The following is a 15,470-nucleotide window of genomic DNA, read 5'->3' on the forward strand; positions in this document are numbered from 1 at the left end:
GCCATGGACCAGCCGCACGGAACCCGTTACGTCGAGGACCGCTCCCCCGGCAGCGGCCGGCTGGCGCCGCGGGCCGCCTTCCGCTCGGACGCCCCGGCGATCGGCCTGGACGGCACGTGGCGCTTCCGGGCCGCCACCGGTCTCGGCGACCTCACCGCCGGGTTCGAGGACCCCGCGTTCGACGACACCGCCTGGAACCGGCTGCCGGTGCCGTCCTGCTGGCAGCTCCAGGGCGTCGGCTCCCCCGCGTACACCAACGTCACCTACCCCTTCCCCCTCGACCCTCCGCGGGTGCCCGACGAGAACCCGACGGGCGAGTACCGCAGGGACTTCACGCTCCCCGACGGGTGGCCCGCGGGACGGAGCGTGCTGCGCTTCGACGGCGTCGACTCCTGCTTCGCGGTCTGGCTCAACGGCGTCCGGCTCGGCGACGGCAAGGGCAGCCGCGTCCCCACCGAGTTCGACGCGACGGAGGCGCTGCGGCCGGGCCGCAACGTCGTCGCCGTACGCGTCCACCAGTGGTCGGCCGGCAGCTACCTGGAGGACCAGGACATGTGGTGGCTGTCCGGGATCTTCCGTCCCGTACGGCTGCTGTCCCGGCCCGAGGGCTCCGTCGAGGACTTCTTCGTCCACGCCGACCACGACCACCTCACCGGCACCGGCACCCTGTCCGTCGACACCTCGGGCCCGGCGCGGCTCTCGGTGCCGGAACTCGGCCTCGTCGACGCCGACCCCGCGGGCCCGCACACCTTCGCGGACGTGGAGCCGTGGAACGCCGAGCGGCCGCGCCTCTACGAGGGCGAACTGACCGCGGCCGGCGAGCGGATCCCGGTGCGTATCGGTTTCCGCCGGGTCGTCGTCGAGGACGGCCTGCTGAAGGCCAACGGCCGCGCCCTGCTGCTGCGCGGTGTCAACCGGCACGAGTGGGATCCGGAGACCGGCAGGACGCTCTCGTACGAGACGATGCTGCGGGACGTGCTGCTCATGAAGCGGCACAACATCAACGCGGTGCGCACCAGCCACTATCCGCCGAGCAGCGACTTCCTCGACCTCTGCGACGCGTACGGATTGTGGGTGGTCGACGAGTGCGACCTGGAGACCCACGGCTTCGAGCAGGTCGGCTGGCGCGGCAACCCGAGCGACGACGAGCGGTGGCGGGAGGCCATGCTCGACCGGATGCGGCGGGTCGTCGAGCGCGACAAGAACCATCCGAGCATCCTCATGTGGTCGCTCGGCAACGAGAGCGGCACCGGCGAGAACCTCGCGGCGATGGCGGAGTGGGCCCGCACCCGCGACCCCTCGCGCCCACTCCACTACGAGGGCAACCGGGACAGCGGATACGTCGACGTCTACAGCCGGATGTACGCCGACCACGCCGAGACCGAACTGATCGGCCGGGGCGAGGAACCGCCGACGGAGGACCCGTCGCTCGACGCGCACCGGCGCGGGCTGCCGTTCATCCTCTGCGAGTACGCGCACGCCATGGGCAACGGGCCGGGCGGACTGAGCGAGTACCAGCGCCTCTTCGAGACGTTCCCGCGGCTCCAGGGCGGCTTCGTCTGGGAGTGGATCGATCACGGCATCGCGCGGCGCACCGCGGACGGGCGGGTGTTCCACGCCTACGGCGGCGATTTCGGCGAACCCGTGCACGACGGCAACTTCGTCGCCGACGGCCTCGTCCTCCCCGACCGCACGCCCTCCCCCGGACTCCTCGAGTACAAGAAGGTGATCGAGCCGGTCACGATCGGCTTCGGCGCGGACGGAGAGGGCGTCGAGGTCCGCAACGGCCACGACTTCCGCGACACCGCTCACCTGCGCTTCCGCTGGTGGGCCGAGGACGACGGCGAACGCGTCGGGGACGGCGTGCTCGCCGTCCCGGTCCTCGCGCCCGGCGAGCGTGCGAGCCTCCCTCTGCCGGAGCTTCCGCCGCGGAAGGACGCCGAGCGTTCCCTGACGGTCGTCGCCGAGCTCGCCGCCCCCGAGCCCTGGGCTCCGGAGGGCCACGAGATCGCCTGGGGCCAGACCGTCCTCGCCCCCGCCGTACCGGCCCCGGGGCCTGGCCGCTCCCTTCCGGCGGCAGCGGGCCACGGAGGCCGGCTCACCCTCGGACCTGCCGCCTTCGACGCCCACAACGGGCGGCTGCTCGCCGTCGGGGGGCTGGACGTCGGGGCGTTCCGGCTCGACCTGTGGCGGGCTCCGACCGACAACGACCTGCTCGGTGACCGGGTCGCCGACCGCTGGCGCGCCGCCGGTCTGCACCGGCTCACCACCAAGGTGCTCGACGTCGCGGCGACGGGCGAGGGGCTGACGGTATGTACGCGGACGGCGCCCGCCGGGGCCGACCACGCCGTGCGGGCCGCCTACCACTGGCGGTCGGACGGCCGGTCGTTGTGGCTGGACGTCGACATCGCCCCCGAGGGCGAGTGGCCGTGTCCGCTGCCCAGGATCGGCCTGGCCTTCTCGCTGCCCGGCTGGATCGACACCGTCGACTGGTACGGCCTCGGGCCCGGTGAGGCGTACCGGGACACGACCGCGGCGGCGCGGCTCGGCAGCTACCGGCAGACGGTGGACGCGCTGCAGACTCCGTACGTGCGCCCGCAGGAGAACGGCAACCGACGGTCGGTCCGCCGGGCCCTGCTGACCGGCGCCCGCGGCGGACTGCTGATCGGCGGCCTTCCCTCGTACGACCTCACGGTCCGCCGCTGGACGAGCGCGGACCTGGATGCCGCACGGCACACCACCGACCTGGTGCCGGGCGACCGGGTGCACGTCAACCTCGACGTGGCGCACCACGGCATCGGGACCGCGTCCTGCGGTCCGGGCCCGCTGCCGCAGCACGCGCTGGGCGCGGGGCCTGCCGTGCTCGGCCTGGTCCTCCGCGCTCTCTGAAAGGCCCTCGGCAGCACAGCCCGCACACCGTCGGGGCGGGCCGCACGACCACCCCGCACCGTCCGATCCGGAGGAAAACCATGCCCGTTGCCGCTCGCCGTCGCGTTCTCGTCGTCGGCATCGACGGGGTGCGCCTCGACACGCTGAGGCGGCTCGACACCCCCCACCTGGACGCCCTCGCGGCGGCCGGGTTCCTCGCGCCGGTCGTGGTCGAGCCCGGCACACCGACCATGTCGGGGCCGTGCTGGGCGACCGTCGTGACCGGAGTGACGGTGGACAAGCACGCCGTCTGGAGCAACGACTTCAGCGGCAACCGGCTCGCCGTCTTCCCGGACTTCACGACCCGGCTGCGGGACGCCGGCCGGCGCACGTATGTGGCGGCCGCCTGGGAACCGCTGATGACGGTGGCGAACGGCGGTCCGCTCTTCCGCGGCCCCGGCCGGGCGAGTTACGTCGCCCCGGCCGCAGACGACTGCGAGGGCTGGGAGGAGGCCGACGAGCTGGTCACCGCCGACGCCGTGCGGGTGCTCGACGTGTACGACCCCGAGGCGTCCTTCGTCTATCTGGGCGCGGTCGACGAGACGGCCCACATCCTGGGCTGCGGCGAGGAGTACGAGCGGGCGGTCGTCCGCGCCGACGAGCGGCTCGGCCGCCTTTTCGCCGCGGTCCGCGGCCGTGCCTCGTACGCGGAGGAAGCCTGGACGTTCGTCGTCGTCACGGATCACGGCCACCGTGACGAGGGTGGTCACGGCGGCCGTTCGGAGCTGGAGCGCACCGCCTGGATCGCGTGCGCAGGACCCGACGTCCCGGCGGGTGCGCGGGTGGGCGGGCTGCGCCACCAGGACGTCGCCGCCCAGGTGTTCGCCTCCCTCGACTGCCCCGCGGACTCGCACTGGACCCTGGACGGGCACCCGTTCGCCGCGGAACCGCAGGCCGTCCTGCTTGACATGGACGGCACGCTCGTCGACACCGAGGCCCTGTGGTGGCGCACCGCGCAGGAGGTGGCGGAAGGGATCGGGCACCGGCTCTCCGACGCGGACACCGCCGAGGTCGTGGGCCGCTGCGCGGCGGACACCGCGGCCCATCTGTGGCGGGTCTCGGGCACCGGGCGCCCGCTCGACGCCCTGGTCGCCGAGCTGGACGCAGGCTTCCTCGCGGCGGTCGAGGGGGAGACCGTCGTGCTCCCCGGAGCCCGGGAACTCCTGGGCGCCTTGGGGGACATGGGCATCCCGACCGCCCTCGTCACCGCCTCGCCCCGGCCCGTCGTCGAGTCGGTGCTCAAACTGCTCGGCGCCGAGTCGTTCCAGGTGACGGTGACCGCGGACGACACGGACCGGACGAAGCCCCATCCCGAGCCGTATCTGGCCGCGGCTCGTGCGCTGGGCGTCGATCCGGCGGGCTGTCTGGCGGTGGAGGACAGCCCGGCGGGCATCGCCGCGGCGGAGGCCGCCGGCTGCCGGGTCGCCGCCGTGCCCTCGCTCGTACCGGTCGAGGCCCGCCCCGGCCGACGGGTCCTGACCGGCCTCCAGGAGCTGAGGGAGCTCCTGGAGGCCGGCCGGGCGCCCCGCGGACGGGAGTGAGGGGCGCTGTCGTGCCGGACCGGGGGATGTCCCTTCCGGTCAGCCGAGCCGGACGGTGATCCTCTGCGTGGCCCCCATGGTGCCGGTGAGGTCGCCGAACGTCAGGCTCAGCGAGGAGCCGGTGGCCGTCGCGGTGACCGTGGAGGGCTTGGAGGTCACGGAGGCGACGGCCCGGTTCCAGGTGAGGGTGAGACCCGTCTGCATGCGCATCGGGTCGCTGACGCAGATCACGGCGGTGCCGTCGGTCTTCTCGGAGATCATGACGGAGCAGGGCGCGCTCGCGGTGAGCGCCCCGACGGCGCCGCCGAACCAGAAGTTGACGCCGGTGAATCCCAGCGAGGGCACGCGCACGCCCTGCTGGTTGTCGGTGTTGGCGAGGATCTGCATCCAGCCGGTGTCGGCGGCGCGCGCCGCGGTCTGCGTGGTGCTCGCGCCGGGCATCAGGATGGAGGAGTACGTGCCGTTGGTCGGGTTGGTGCCGTGGTCGGCCCACAGGGTCAGGTACCGGCGGGTGATCGGGGTGGTGGCCATGCCCCGGTTGATGTCGCTCCACCGGCCGGTGCGTTCCTCGCGCAGCGCCTTGATCGTCGCGCCGCCGGGGAAGACGTACCCGCCCATGCCGCCGATGTGCGCCCAGGTGGCCCCGGTCAGCGTCTCGGACCAGGGGTGACCCACGGGCTTCACGGTGCCGTTGACGGTGAGGGCGTGGGTTCCGCCGGGCCCCAGGTTGCGGTTCTCGACGACGGACTCGACCGCGGCGCCGTCGGTGCTTCTGATGCCCGCGCCCAGACAGACGAGGGAGTCGTCCAGACAGAACCAGGACTTCTTCGCCACCAGGGTGCTCTGGAGGCCCTTGAGGTACTGGCCGACGGCGGCGCGGGTGCCGTCGGTGGCGCCGCCCACCCAGTTGACGTCGGGCTTGGGGCCGCCCCAGTCGCCGCCCGCACCGTCCGCGAGCACGATGCGTGAATTGGTGGTGCCGGGCAGTCGGTACGGGTCGACGGTGGGCCAGAAGGCGTCGCTGTACTGCCCGTTGGCGTAGGTGTCGCCCCACCAGTAGAGCATTCCGGAGCCCGTGTGCCAGCCGCGCAGGTTCTCGCCGTTGCCGGTCTCGTAGTACGTGATGCGCTTGCTCGCCATGCTGATCGAGGCGGCCCAGCCGGGGCGGCGGTGGGTGGCCCGCGCCATGGCCGGGAAGAGCCGGTGCCCGGTGGGTTCGGCGATCGCGGAGACCGAGGTGTCCTCCGCCACGGACTTCAGCCGTGTGAGACCCACCAGGCTGAGCCCGGGGTCGCTCAACACCGGGCTGTAGTAGTCGCGTTGGATCCACCCCTTGACCAGGCCCCGCCAGCGCGCGTTCTCGGCTGCGCTCGCGCCCTGCCCGAGCAGCACGACGGAGGAGAGGATGCTGTGGCCGCGCAGATGGTCGTCGGACTGGATCTGCCTGGGGTCGTTGAGGGCGATGCCGCGGCTCATCCCGCGCCCGGAGACGTTGTCCATGACGAGCCCGTTGTAGAGGAACGGGGCCCAGGCGTTCTCGACCGCGTCGAAGACGATCTGCCGGTTCGGGTCGGTGACCGCCCAGGTGGAGCCGGCGAGCAGCGCGAAGAGCATGCCGAGGCCGCCGAGCATGACCGAACCGTACGTGCCGGCGTAGGGGACGGAGGTGTGCTGGATGAAGGACCCGTCGGCGTAGAGGCCGTCGCCGGAGGTGACGTACGGGAAGACGGGCGAGAGCGCGTTCCGGCCGAGAGCGACCTTGGCGGAACTGTTGCCGACGATGCCGCGCAGGATCAGCACCCGGCACAGGTCGACGCGGTTGGCGCCGGTACTGGTCCCGCTGTAGGCGGCGACGGAGGAGTCGGGGACGAAGTGGTCGACCGCGGCGCAGTAGTGGGCGATCTGCGTGGCCGACAACTGGTCGTACATCAGCACGCAGACGTCGAGCAGCGCCTGCGGTGCGCCGATCTGCCAGTTGTACCAGTTGCCGTAGCGCGTCTGGTTCTCGTGGTAGATCCGGGAGTACATGTGGTCGAGGCCGGTGACGATGTCGGCCGCGAGGGAGGCGTTGCCGGTCAGACCGGTGCCCGGCTGACGGTAGGCCTGGGCCATGGTGGACAGCCGTGCGTAGCTCTCGTTCATCTTCGCCGAGTAGCCGTACGACTCCTGGTCGGTGTCGGGCTCCGGGTCGGTCCACACCGCGTCGGGCCACAGGGACCCGGCGGCCGGGGCCATGGTCGCCCGGAACTCGGCGGCGCGGGTGCCGAGTTGGGCCAGCATGGTCTTGAACGGTTCGGCGGTGGGGCTGAAGCCCTCACCGAGTATCAGCGTGCGCCACGTGGCGCGCAGTGTGCTGAACTCGTCCGCGGCGACGGCCTGACCGGTCAGCAGCGGGCTGCCGGTGAGACCGAGGGCGAGTGCCGTACCTCCGGTGGCGTGGAGGAAGGTGCGGCGGGACCAGGATCGCGTCATTGCGGGCTCCTGCTGGGTGAGGAGGGCACTGCGGCGAGTGCCGGGGGCGTGTGCGTGCGTGGCGGGGGTGCGCGGGGCGCGGGTGTACGTGGCGCATGTGTACGTGGCGGGGCTGCGCCGGTTTCTGCGACCGAGGCCAGGAGTGGCTCCGGGAAGCGGAGGAAGCGAGTCCTGGTTGGCTGGTTTTTAGCACGCACACGCTCAAACGATCCATACCAATGCCGAAGTTGAGCGTTTCGATCGTTTCTTGGGCCCTCAAGAGGGCGAGGAGGTTCCGGCTACGGGAGAGACCGCGTCACGGCGGATCTCAGGATTCTTCCTCCATGCCGATGGCCTCCTCCAGTGAGTCGAAGGCCTTACCGGTGGTCCGTCGGCGATCCTCGAGCAGCGCCAGCGCGATCGCGTCGAGTTTGCGCTGGATGGCACGCTCCGCCCGCCGCTCGGCATTCTTGAGGAGGGCCAGCAGCAGCAGGGTCACCGAGACCATGGTGTCCCCGACGACGAGCTGCCAGCTCAGTGGCAGACCCGCCGCGTGGATCCCGATGAAGACTCCGACGAGCAGCAGACAGAACGAGAAGAACACAGGGGAGCTCGTCAGGTTCGACGCTCGCTCCGCGAGGCGTTCGAACCGGCCTCGCCCGTCGCTTCCTCGTTCGGAAGGGTGCTGCAGGGTCATACTCCGTGACTACCGCAGGAGGATCTGGACCGCACCTCCGCGGGGCTACGGCAGCCGCCAGTCCACCGGCTGCGCGCCCATCCGCTCCAGGTGTTCATTGGTACGGCTGAAGGGGCGCGAGCCGAAGAAGCCGCGGTCCGCCGACATCGGCGAGGGGTGTGCGGACTCGATCGCCGGCAGGTCGCTCAGCAGGGGCCTCAGATTGCGGGCGTCACGGCCCCACAGGATCGAGACCAGCGGCTTCCCGCGCGCGGCGAGCGCCTTGATGGCCTGCTCCGTGACCGCCTCCCAGCCCTTTCCGCGGTGGGCCGCGGGCTTGCGAGGCGCTGTCGTCAGCGCCCTGTTGAGCAGCAGGACGCCCTGGCGGGTCCACGGCGTCAGGTCGCCGTTGGACGGGCGCGGCAGGCCCAGGTCGGTGTGCAGCTCCCGGTAGATGTTCTCCAGGCTGCCCGGCAGCGAGCGCACGTCGGGCGAGACGGCGAAGCTGTGCCCGATCGCCATTCCCGGTGTCGGGTAGGGATCCTGTCCGACGATGAGCACGCGCACCTCGTCGAAGGGCTGCTGGAAGGCGCGCAGGATATGGGGGCCTGCCGGGAGGTATGTGCGGCCGGCCGCGATCTCCGCGCGCAGGAAGTCGCCCATGGCGGCGATCTGCCCTGCCACCGGCCCCAGCGCGTCCGCCCAGCCGGGCTCCACAAGTTCGTTCAATGATTGAGCTGCCACAGCACGTCACTCTAGTGGCGCACACCGACACCTCTGAACGCGGCGACGACCGCGCACCTCACGCTCCCCGAACGCGTCGACCCGGGATAGCCTGCCGCCGTCATTCCTCCTTCGTCCCGGAGCCGGTCCATGAGGTCACATAGGCGTTCGTCCGAGAGGGAGGCCGGCGGCGGGGGTCGGGCCGACGGCTGGGTCGTCGGGGTCGACTCCGGTGGTTCCGGGCTCCGGATCGCCCTGGCGCGCGCCTCGGACGCGCGGGCCGTGGAGACCGTCACGTCCCGTGAACCGGTGCGGACGGGTCCCGGCGGGATCGAGGCCGCCCATCTGCTCGGCCAGCTGCTGCCCGCCGTCGAGTCGCTGCGCGGACGCGTGGGGGCGGGGCCCGTCGTCGCCGCGGCCGTCGGCGCCGCCGGCATGGCGACGCTCGGCGAGGAGCTGCGGGCCGTTCTGCCCGGCGCGCTGCGGGAGGCCCTCGGCGTACGGTCCCTCGCGCTCGCGGCCGACGCCGTCACCGCCTACGCCGGGGCGCTCGGGCAGCGGCCCGGGGCGGTCGTGGCGGGCGGCACGGGCCTCATCGCCCTCGGTACGGACCTGACGACCTGGCGCCGTGCCGACGGCTGGGGCCATCTCCTGGGCGACTGCGGCAGCGGCGCGTGGATCGGCCGGGCGGGGCTCGAGGCGGCGATGCGCGCCCACGACGGCCGGCGGGGCGGTTCGCCCGCCCTGCTCGCCCGCGCCGAGGCCCGTTTCGGTCCGGCCGCCGGACTGCCGGCCGCGCTGTACCCCCGGACCGACCGGCCCGCCGTGCTCGCCTCGTTCGCGCCCGACGTGGCCGGCTGCGCCGCCGAGGGCGACCCGGTGGCGGTGGACGTCCTGCGGCGGGCGGCCGGGCACGTGGCCGAGGCGGCGGCCGCCGTGTGCCCGGCCCCGGGTGCGTACGAAGTGGCGCTGACCGGCGGGCTGTTCAAGCTCGGCGACCCTCTCCTCGAACCGCTCCGTGCCGAGCTGGCCGGGCAACTGCCGCACGCCCGGCCGACGTCGGCGGCCGGGGATCCGCTCGACGGCGCGCTCGCACTGGCCGCGGCCCTGGCCACGGATGCGCTACGGCTGCCCGTGGAGCCGAAGTTGTTGCATGTGACCATGTAATTCGCGGTTCGGACAAAGGGGGACAGATAACGCTCAGCCGCACCTCACCGCACTGCGCGGCGGGCAAAACCAGTAGCATGCGGCCGCATGAGCTCCCCCACTGGGCCTGCTTCCGGCCTGCCTGTACGAATGCCGCGACCCCGCCAGCCCGGACGGCACCGTCGCCCCGAACCCGCGGCGGCGCCCGAGGGCGCTCCCACCCTGGTGCTCGCCGTCCCCGGCACGCCGTCGCCCGCCATACGCTCGCTGGCCGAAGAGGTCGTGAGCATCGCCCGGTCCGAGCTGCCCGGCCTGGAGGCCGCGATCGGCTACCTGGACGGTGACGACGCCGAGTACCCCACCCTCGGAGGCGTCCTGGCGCGCGCCGAGACCCTGCGCACCGAGCGGTACGAGCTGGCCGTGGCCGCCGGCCGCGAGGTCAGCGCCCCCGCGGGCCCGGCCGCGGTCGTGGTGCCGCTGCTCGCGGGCCCGGACAGCGCCCTGATGCGCCGGATCCGCCAGGCCGTGATGGACAGCGGCAACGTTGCCGAGCTGACGGACGTCCTCGGTCCGCACCCGCTGCTCGCCGAGGCGCTGCACGTGCGCCTGTCGGAGGCCGGTCTGGCCCGTGCCGACCGCGCGCGGCTCTTCACGGTCGCCACGGCCGCCGACGGCATCGTGCTCGCCACGGTCGGCGGCGAGGAGGCCGTCCAGGCCGCCGGGATCACCGGCATGTTGCTGGCCGCGCGACTGGCCGTCCCGGTCATGGCCGCCGCGCTGGACCAGGAGGGTTCGATCACCGCGATCGCCGAGCAGCTGCGCGGCTCCGGCTCGGAGCAGCTGGCGCTCGCCCCGTACCTGATCGGCCCCGAGCTGGCCGACGGCCTGCTCGACACGGCCGCCAAGGAGGCGGGCTGCGCCGCCGCCGAGCCGCTGGGCGCGTACCCGGCGATCGGCAAGCTGGTGCTCTCGCAGTACACGGCCGCGCTGGGCATCGCCCCGCAGCAGCCGCAGGGAGCCCCCACTCACTGAGTGGCAGGACATGGCTGAGGGCCCGCACCGGATGCGTCCGGCGCGGGCCCTCAGCCGTACGGGGGTCACGCGGGCCCTCAGGCGTACGGCGGGGTCACGCGGGCCCTCAGGCGTACGGCGGGGTCAGCCGAAGACCACGCAGGAGGCCGCCGGGGCGTCGACCGAGCCCGCGCGGTGCGGGACGCCGGTCTCCTGGTCGACGTCGAACCAGGTCACGTCGCCGGAGCGCTCGTTGGCCGCGTAGAGCCGCAGTCCTGAGGGGTCGAGGGCCAGGTCGCGCGGCCAGCGCCCGCCGCAGGGCACGGCGGCGCGGAACTCGGCCCGCTCGCCGCTCGCGTCCAGGGCGAGGACGGCGAGGGTGTCGTCGCCGCGTACGGCAGCCCAGAGGAAGCGGCCGTCGGGGGCGACGACGACCTCGGAGGGGTAGCTCGGGCCGGTGGTGCCGGCGGGGACGACGGCGGCCTCCCCGAGCGGCTCCAGGGTGCCCGTCTCCCCGTCCCAGCGGCAGACCGTGAGGGTGGGCTCCAGCTCGTTCAGGACGTAGGCGTGGGTGCCGGCCGGGTGGAAGGCCAGGTGGCGCGGGCCCGCGCCCGGCTTGAGCGCGGTCTCGCCGTGCGGCCGCAGGGCGCCGGAGGCGGGGTCGAGGGCGTAGATCCGTACGGAGTCGGAGCCGAGGTCCACAGCGACCGCCCAACGCCCGCCGGGGGCGGCCAGGACCTGGTGGGCGTGCGGGCCGCCCTGGCGGTCGACGACGGGCCCCGAACCCTCGTGCCGCACGACGTCCGTGGCGGCGCCCAGGGAACCGTCCACCGCGATCGGCAGGGCGCTGACGCTGCCGGAGGTGTAGTTGGCGGTGAGGACGTGGCCCTCGGTGACGGCGAGGTGGGTGGGTGCCGCGCCGCGTACGGACGCGGGCGCGCCGAGGGGCCGGGGTACGGCTCCGGAGACGTCGAAGGCGGCCGCGGCGCCCTCCTCGGCCTCGGAGACCGCGTAGAGGACCGGGCCGGCGACGGCGAGGTACGACGGGTCGGGGAGTGCGTCCGTCGCGCCGGTGACGGTCAGGGCGCCGGTCTCCGGGTCCACGTCGGCGCTGAGGATGCCCCGGCCCCCCGCCGAGGTGAACGACCCGACGAAGGCCCGTACCCGTACCGCTTCCCGCGCGTCTGTGCCGCCCATGGCGTCTCCCCTCTCCACCGGAGCGCTCGGCCGACCGCCCCGTAGTCGTGGCCGACGTTAGCAGGCGGTCTAGACCAACTTGGATCATCGGACGCGGGGAGCCCGCGAGCGACGGCCGGGGCGGCGGCTCAGGCGGCGGGGACCAGCGGGGCGCTCGGGGCCGAGCGGAGCGGGGTGGCCAGGGCGGTCAGGGCGCGCTCAAGGCCGTGGAGGTGGCCGAGCGCGGCTTCGGCGCCCGGGTGGTGGGGCGTGGCGACAGACGCCTCGACGGCGGTCCGGCGCGCGGGGTGGGCCGGCGGGACCAGGGCGTGGACGGCCGCCTCGACGCGCCAGGAGGCGGCGGCGAGCCGGGCGTCGTGCGAGGCGTCCGGGTCGGCGGCGACCGCCGCGAGCCCCCGGATCTCGCGGGCGCAGTCGTCGAGCAGCGCGAGGACCTTGCGGGCGCGGGCCTTACGGGCCCGCAGCGGGCTCAGCGGGTGGACCAGGGGCGCCAGGGAGAGCCGCACGCGGCCGAGCAGCACCTCCAGCTGGGCGGCGTGCGGAGCCGGGTCGGCCTCCGGGTCGCCGGCGAGCCGTCGCGCCGCGGCCGTGCTGCAGGCGTGCACGCAGGTCACGGCCCGCTCGATCCAGGCGTTTGTGGCGGCGTGCGTGGTCACCGGCAGCAACGCGACGCCGACGGCCGCGCCGAGCGCGCCGACCGCCGTCTCCTCGAAGCGGAGGACCAGCAGGCCCGGGTGGAGGACGCCGAGGAGACCGTAGAGCAGTCCCGCCATGACGGTCACGAAGAACATCATCCAGCTGTACGAGAGCGCGGCCGTGTAGAAGATCCCGAAGACGCAGACGGCGACCAGGGCGGCCGTCGGCGCGGGCGCGCCGGCCAGCGGGATCGCGATCAGGAAGCCGGCGGCGATGCCGGTGACGGTGCCGACGACCCGGCGGAAGCCGCGGACCAGGGTCTCGCCACGGGAGGCGGTGTTGACGAAGATCCACCAGGCGGTGCCGACCGCCCAGTACCAGCGCTCGTGCGAGATGAACTGGCCGGCGGCGAGCGCGACCGCGCACGCGGCGGTCGCCTGGAACGCCTGCCGGGTGGTGGGCCGGTGGAGGCCCCGGCCCGGCAGCGGGGTGGGCGCGGCGGGCGGCGGGACGCGCCGCTCGATGCACCAGGCCACGAAGCGGACGGCGCCTGCGGCGAGGAGGGCCAGGCCCACCGCCGCGTACAGCTCCGGCAGCTGCGCGGGAAGCGCGTGCAGGAACTGGGTGACGAAGAACATCATGAACGCGAAGATGCCCAGCGCGTGCCCGCGCGGGCCCCAGCGCCGCGCGTACACACCCGCAAAGATCACGAGCAGCCAGGACGCGTCGCGCAGCAGCGGCGCGCCGTGCAGTGCGGTCGCGAGGGCGAGGACGGGGAAGCCGACGGCGGGGAGCAGGGCGGTCGTCACGGCCTGGCGGCGCACGGTGGGGTCGCCGACGGTGAAGAGCGCGAGCAGGGCGGCGAGTCCGCCCGTGATCGAGGCCGTGAGGGAGAGTCCGCAGAGTTCGGCCGCGGCGACCGCGAGCGCGATGGCGAGGACGGCGCGCGAGGAGACGCGCAGCCGGACACGGCCCGGATCGGGCGCCACGAACATGAGCCTCACCAGCCGACGACCGGTCGCCCGGCCCTTCTTCACGACGGTTGTTCCGCCCCCGCTGCCGTACACACACCCTCTTCGCGTCATCTCGTGCCCCGGCCTGCTTGTGGCGGCCCCAGGACATGGGAAAGGCGCCGCGGTCCGGTTCCGGCATCGTCGCCGGTCCGGCGCCTGCGCGGCGCCATGTCTTCTTACTGTTCCCCCAGGGAAACACCCCGACGCCCACTGGCTCAACCGAGGCGGCGAGGGATGGACCATTGGTACAGTGGGATTGCTACGGGGGCGGCCAGAAAGGAGCCAACGGACCATGGCGGTGGACGAGCTCGACACGCGGATCCTGCGGCTCCTGATCGAGCAGCGGCGCACGAGCGTGCGCGAGTACGCCCGGATCCTCGGGGTGGCCCGGGGCACGGTGCAGGCGCGGATCGACCGTTTGGAGCGGGACGGGGTGATCACGGCGACCGGTCCGGTCCTCTCCCCCGCCGCGCTCGGCCATCCGGTGCTCGCGTTCGTCCACATCGAGGTGACCCAGGGGCATCTGGACGAGGTCGGGGACGCGCTCGCCGCCGTGCCGGAGATCGTCGAGGCGTTCTCGATCACCGGCGGCGGGGACCTGCTGACGCGGGTGGTGGCCCGGGACAACGGGCACCTGGAGGACGTGATCCAGCGGCTGATCCAGCTGCCGGGCGTGGTCAGGACCCGTACGGAGATGGCGCTGCGCGAGCGGGTGCCGCACCGGCTGCTGCCGCTGGTGGAGTCGGTGGGCCGGGCGTCGGCCCGGAGGGGCTGACCGGCGGCCGGGACCAGGGACTTTCGGACCTGGGGAGGGTCCGCGCGGGTTGAGATGCTTGACCGCATGAGCACTCACCACACCGCGGTCGTCTTCGATCTCGACGGAACGCTGGTGGACAGCGAGCCGAACTACTACGAGGCCACCAGGCGGACCCTCACGGCCTTCGCCGGGGACACGGACTTCGACTGGGAGCGGCACACCGGTTTCATCGGGATCGGAACCCTGGAGTCGCTGGAGATCCTCGGCCCCCGGTACGGGATCGAGGCGCCCGTGGAGGAGTTGCTCGACGCCACGAACCGGAGCTATCTGGAGCTCGCGCGGGCCTCGACCCCGGTCTATCCGGAGATGCGGACGTTCGTGGAGCGGCTGTACGCGACGGGTGTGCCGATGGCGGTGGCCTCCGGTTCGTCCCGTGCCGCGATCGAGGTGGTCCTGACGGGTACCGGCCTGGACGCGTTCCTGACGACGCTGGTCTCGGCGGAGGAGGTCGACCGCGGCAAGCCGGAGCCGGACGTCTTCCTGGAGGCGGCGCGCCGGCTCGGCGTGGACCCGGCGCGGTGCGTGGTCTTCGAGGACGCCCCGCCGGGCGCCCTGGCGGCGCGGGCGGCGGGCATGCGGTGCGTGGCGCTGCCGTACGTGGCGGCGACGGCGGACGATCCGGCGTTCCGGGCGGCCGATCTGCTCTTCCCGGGCGGGCAGACGGAGTTCACCGCACGGGCGGCGCTGGACTGGCTGGAACTGGACCCGTCCCGCTCGCGCTGATCCGGGAGGTACGGGCCCCGGACGCGCTGATCCGGGCCGACTCGATGGCGACGTTCCGCCACCCGTGGGATCATTTGTATGAAGCGACATATGCCCGACGATGGCCATCGGAGACTCACGAAGAGGGCGCCTGCCATGTCTGCCATCAAGGAATCGATCGACATCTCCCGCACCCCGGAGGAGGTCTTCTCCTACGTGACCGACCCCACGCATCTGCCGGAGTGGCAGGAGAGCGCCGTCAGGGTCCGCCGTCTGAGCGAGGAGCCGATCGCCGTCGGCTCGAAGGTCTCCGTGACGCGGCGGATGGGGCGCCGGGAGATGACCATGACCATGCAGGTCATCGAGCTCGATCCGCCGAGGAGTTGGCACGTCCACGGGATCGACGGACCCGTACGCGGGGACATCCAGGGCAGGATCGAGCCGATCGACGACGGCACGCACTCACGGCTGACGCTGGCGGTCGACTTCGAGGGTCACGGCATCGGCAAGGTGCTCGTCCCGCTCGTCGTCCGCCCGCACGTGCGCAAGGAGATGCCGGAGGACGAGCTGACCCTCAAGGGCATCTTGGAGGCGGGCGCCGCGCGTTGACCGTCCCGCCGCAGCGGGAG

General features: G+C 73.4%; 12 protein-coding genes. 7 read left to right on the plus strand and 5 right to left on the minus strand.

The window, feature by feature from the left end:
- Positions 1-3 precede the first annotated feature (3 nt).
- Both ACGFYP_RS06610 and ACGFYP_RS06615 read left to right on the plus strand, forming a co-directional pair.
- On the plus strand, positions 4-2,889 hold the full coding sequence (locus tag ACGFYP_RS06610) for a glycoside hydrolase family 2 TIM barrel-domain containing protein (RefSeq protein ID WP_393487117.1): 2,886 nt from the start codon (positions 4-6) through the stop codon (positions 2,887-2,889).
- Positions 2,890-2,969: 80 nt separating this feature from the next.
- Positions 2,970-4,469 (plus strand): HAD-IA family hydrolase, encoded by a 1,500-nt coding sequence (locus tag ACGFYP_RS06615; protein ID WP_393487119.1) that lies wholly within the window; start codon positions 2,970-2,972, stop codon positions 4,467-4,469.
- Between the two features lie 39 nt (positions 4,470-4,508).
- Here the strand turns inward: ACGFYP_RS06615 and ACGFYP_RS06620 are convergent, their stop codons facing one another.
- From ACGFYP_RS06620 to ACGFYP_RS06630, 3 genes are all read right to left on the minus strand, one after another.
- The gene (locus ACGFYP_RS06620; protein ID WP_393487121.1) at positions 4,509-6,941 is read right to left on the minus strand and encodes a polysaccharide lyase 8 family protein; all 2,433 of its coding nucleotides are present in this window, start codon (positions 6,939-6,941) and stop codon (positions 4,509-4,511) included.
- 307 nt (positions 6,942-7,248) lie between these two features.
- Positions 7,249-7,617, minus strand: a complete 369-nt coding sequence (locus ACGFYP_RS06625; protein ID WP_393487124.1) for a low affinity iron permease family protein — start codon at positions 7,615-7,617, stop codon at positions 7,249-7,251.
- 45 nt (positions 7,618-7,662) lie between these two features.
- Positions 7,663-8,340 carry a uracil-DNA glycosylase gene (locus ACGFYP_RS06630; protein WP_393487126.1) on the minus strand — a complete coding sequence of 226 codons (678 nt, stop codon included), beginning with the start codon at positions 8,338-8,340 and terminating at the stop codon, positions 7,663-7,665.
- A 129-nt stretch (positions 8,341-8,469) separates the two neighbouring features.
- On the opposite strand from ACGFYP_RS06630, the gene ACGFYP_RS06635 reads away from it, so the two are divergent.
- Both ACGFYP_RS06635 and ACGFYP_RS06640 read left to right on the plus strand, forming a co-directional pair.
- Complete coding sequence (locus ACGFYP_RS06635) at positions 8,470-9,486, plus strand: N-acetylglucosamine kinase (protein ID WP_393487129.1); 1,017 nt, start codon at positions 8,470-8,472, stop codon at positions 9,484-9,486.
- Between the two features lie 87 nt (positions 9,487-9,573).
- A complete protein-coding gene (locus ACGFYP_RS06640) occupies positions 9,574-10,497 on the plus strand; it encodes a sirohydrochlorin chelatase (RefSeq protein ID WP_393487131.1) in 924 nt (307 codons plus the stop codon).
- Between the two features lie 123 nt (positions 10,498-10,620).
- Here the strand turns inward: ACGFYP_RS06640 and ACGFYP_RS06645 are convergent, their stop codons facing one another.
- Together ACGFYP_RS06645 and ACGFYP_RS06650 are read right to left on the minus strand one after the other, a co-directional pair.
- Complete coding sequence (locus ACGFYP_RS06645) at positions 10,621-11,673, minus strand: lactonase family protein (RefSeq protein WP_393487134.1); 1,053 nt, start codon at positions 11,671-11,673, stop codon at positions 10,621-10,623.
- 128 nt (positions 11,674-11,801) lie between these two features.
- Positions 11,802-13,304, minus strand: coding sequence for an FUSC family protein (locus ACGFYP_RS06650; protein ID WP_393487137.1), 1,503 nt, complete (start codon positions 13,302-13,304; stop codon positions 11,802-11,804).
- Positions 13,305-13,614: 310 nt separating this feature from the next.
- Between ACGFYP_RS06650 and ACGFYP_RS06655 the strand changes: the two genes are divergently transcribed.
- The 3 genes from ACGFYP_RS06655 to ACGFYP_RS06665 all read left to right on the plus strand — a co-directional run bounded on the left by ACGFYP_RS06655 (position 13,615) and on the right by ACGFYP_RS06665 (position 15,450).
- Positions 13,615-14,097, plus strand: coding sequence for an Lrp/AsnC family transcriptional regulator (locus ACGFYP_RS06655; protein WP_393487139.1), 483 nt, complete (start codon positions 13,615-13,617; stop codon positions 14,095-14,097).
- A gap of 66 nt (positions 14,098-14,163) precedes the next feature.
- Positions 14,164-14,862, plus strand: coding sequence for an HAD family hydrolase (locus ACGFYP_RS06660; protein ID WP_393487141.1), 699 nt, complete (start codon positions 14,164-14,166; stop codon positions 14,860-14,862).
- 135 nt (positions 14,863-14,997) lie between these two features.
- Positions 14,998-15,450 (plus strand): SRPBCC family protein, encoded by a 453-nt coding sequence (locus ACGFYP_RS06665; protein ID WP_393487144.1) that lies wholly within the window; start codon positions 14,998-15,000, stop codon positions 15,448-15,450.
- Positions 15,451-15,470 lie beyond the last annotated feature (20 nt).

Source organism: Streptomyces sp. NPDC048370, from assembly GCF_043200825.1.
In the GTDB taxonomy this organism is placed as follows: domain Bacteria; phylum Actinomycetota; class Actinomycetes; order Streptomycetales; family Streptomycetaceae; genus Streptomyces.

Excerpts from the sequence above, each read along its gene's own strand:
- ACGFYP_RS06610 (WP_393487117.1), top strand. The coding sequence starts at position 4 with ATGGACCAGCCGCACGGAACCCGTTACGTCGAGGACCGCTCCCCCGGC.
- ACGFYP_RS06615 (WP_393487119.1), top strand. The coding sequence starts at position 2,970 with ATGCCCGTTGCCGCTCGCCGTCGCGTTCTCGTCGTCGGCATCGACGGG.
- ACGFYP_RS06620 (WP_393487121.1), bottom strand. The coding sequence starts at position 6,941 with ATGACGCGATCCTGGTCCCGCCGCACCTTCCTCCACGCCACCGGAGGT.
- ACGFYP_RS06625 (WP_393487124.1), bottom strand. The coding sequence starts at position 7,617 with ATGACCCTGCAGCACCCTTCCGAACGAGGAAGCGACGGGCGAGGCCGG.
- ACGFYP_RS06635 (WP_393487129.1), top strand. The coding sequence starts at position 8,470 with ATGAGGTCACATAGGCGTTCGTCCGAGAGGGAGGCCGGCGGCGGGGGT.
- ACGFYP_RS06640 (WP_393487131.1), top strand. The coding sequence starts at position 9,574 with ATGAGCTCCCCCACTGGGCCTGCTTCCGGCCTGCCTGTACGAATGCCG.
- ACGFYP_RS06645 (WP_393487134.1), bottom strand. The coding sequence starts at position 11,673 with ATGGGCGGCACAGACGCGCGGGAAGCGGTACGGGTACGGGCCTTCGTC.
- ACGFYP_RS06650 (WP_393487137.1), bottom strand. The coding sequence starts at position 13,304 with ATGTTCGTGGCGCCCGATCCGGGCCGTGTCCGGCTGCGCGTCTCCTCG.
- ACGFYP_RS06655 (WP_393487139.1), top strand. The coding sequence starts at position 13,615 with ATGGCGGTGGACGAGCTCGACACGCGGATCCTGCGGCTCCTGATCGAG.
- ACGFYP_RS06660 (WP_393487141.1), top strand. The coding sequence starts at position 14,164 with ATGAGCACTCACCACACCGCGGTCGTCTTCGATCTCGACGGAACGCTG.
- ACGFYP_RS06665 (WP_393487144.1), top strand. The coding sequence starts at position 14,998 with ATGTCTGCCATCAAGGAATCGATCGACATCTCCCGCACCCCGGAGGAG.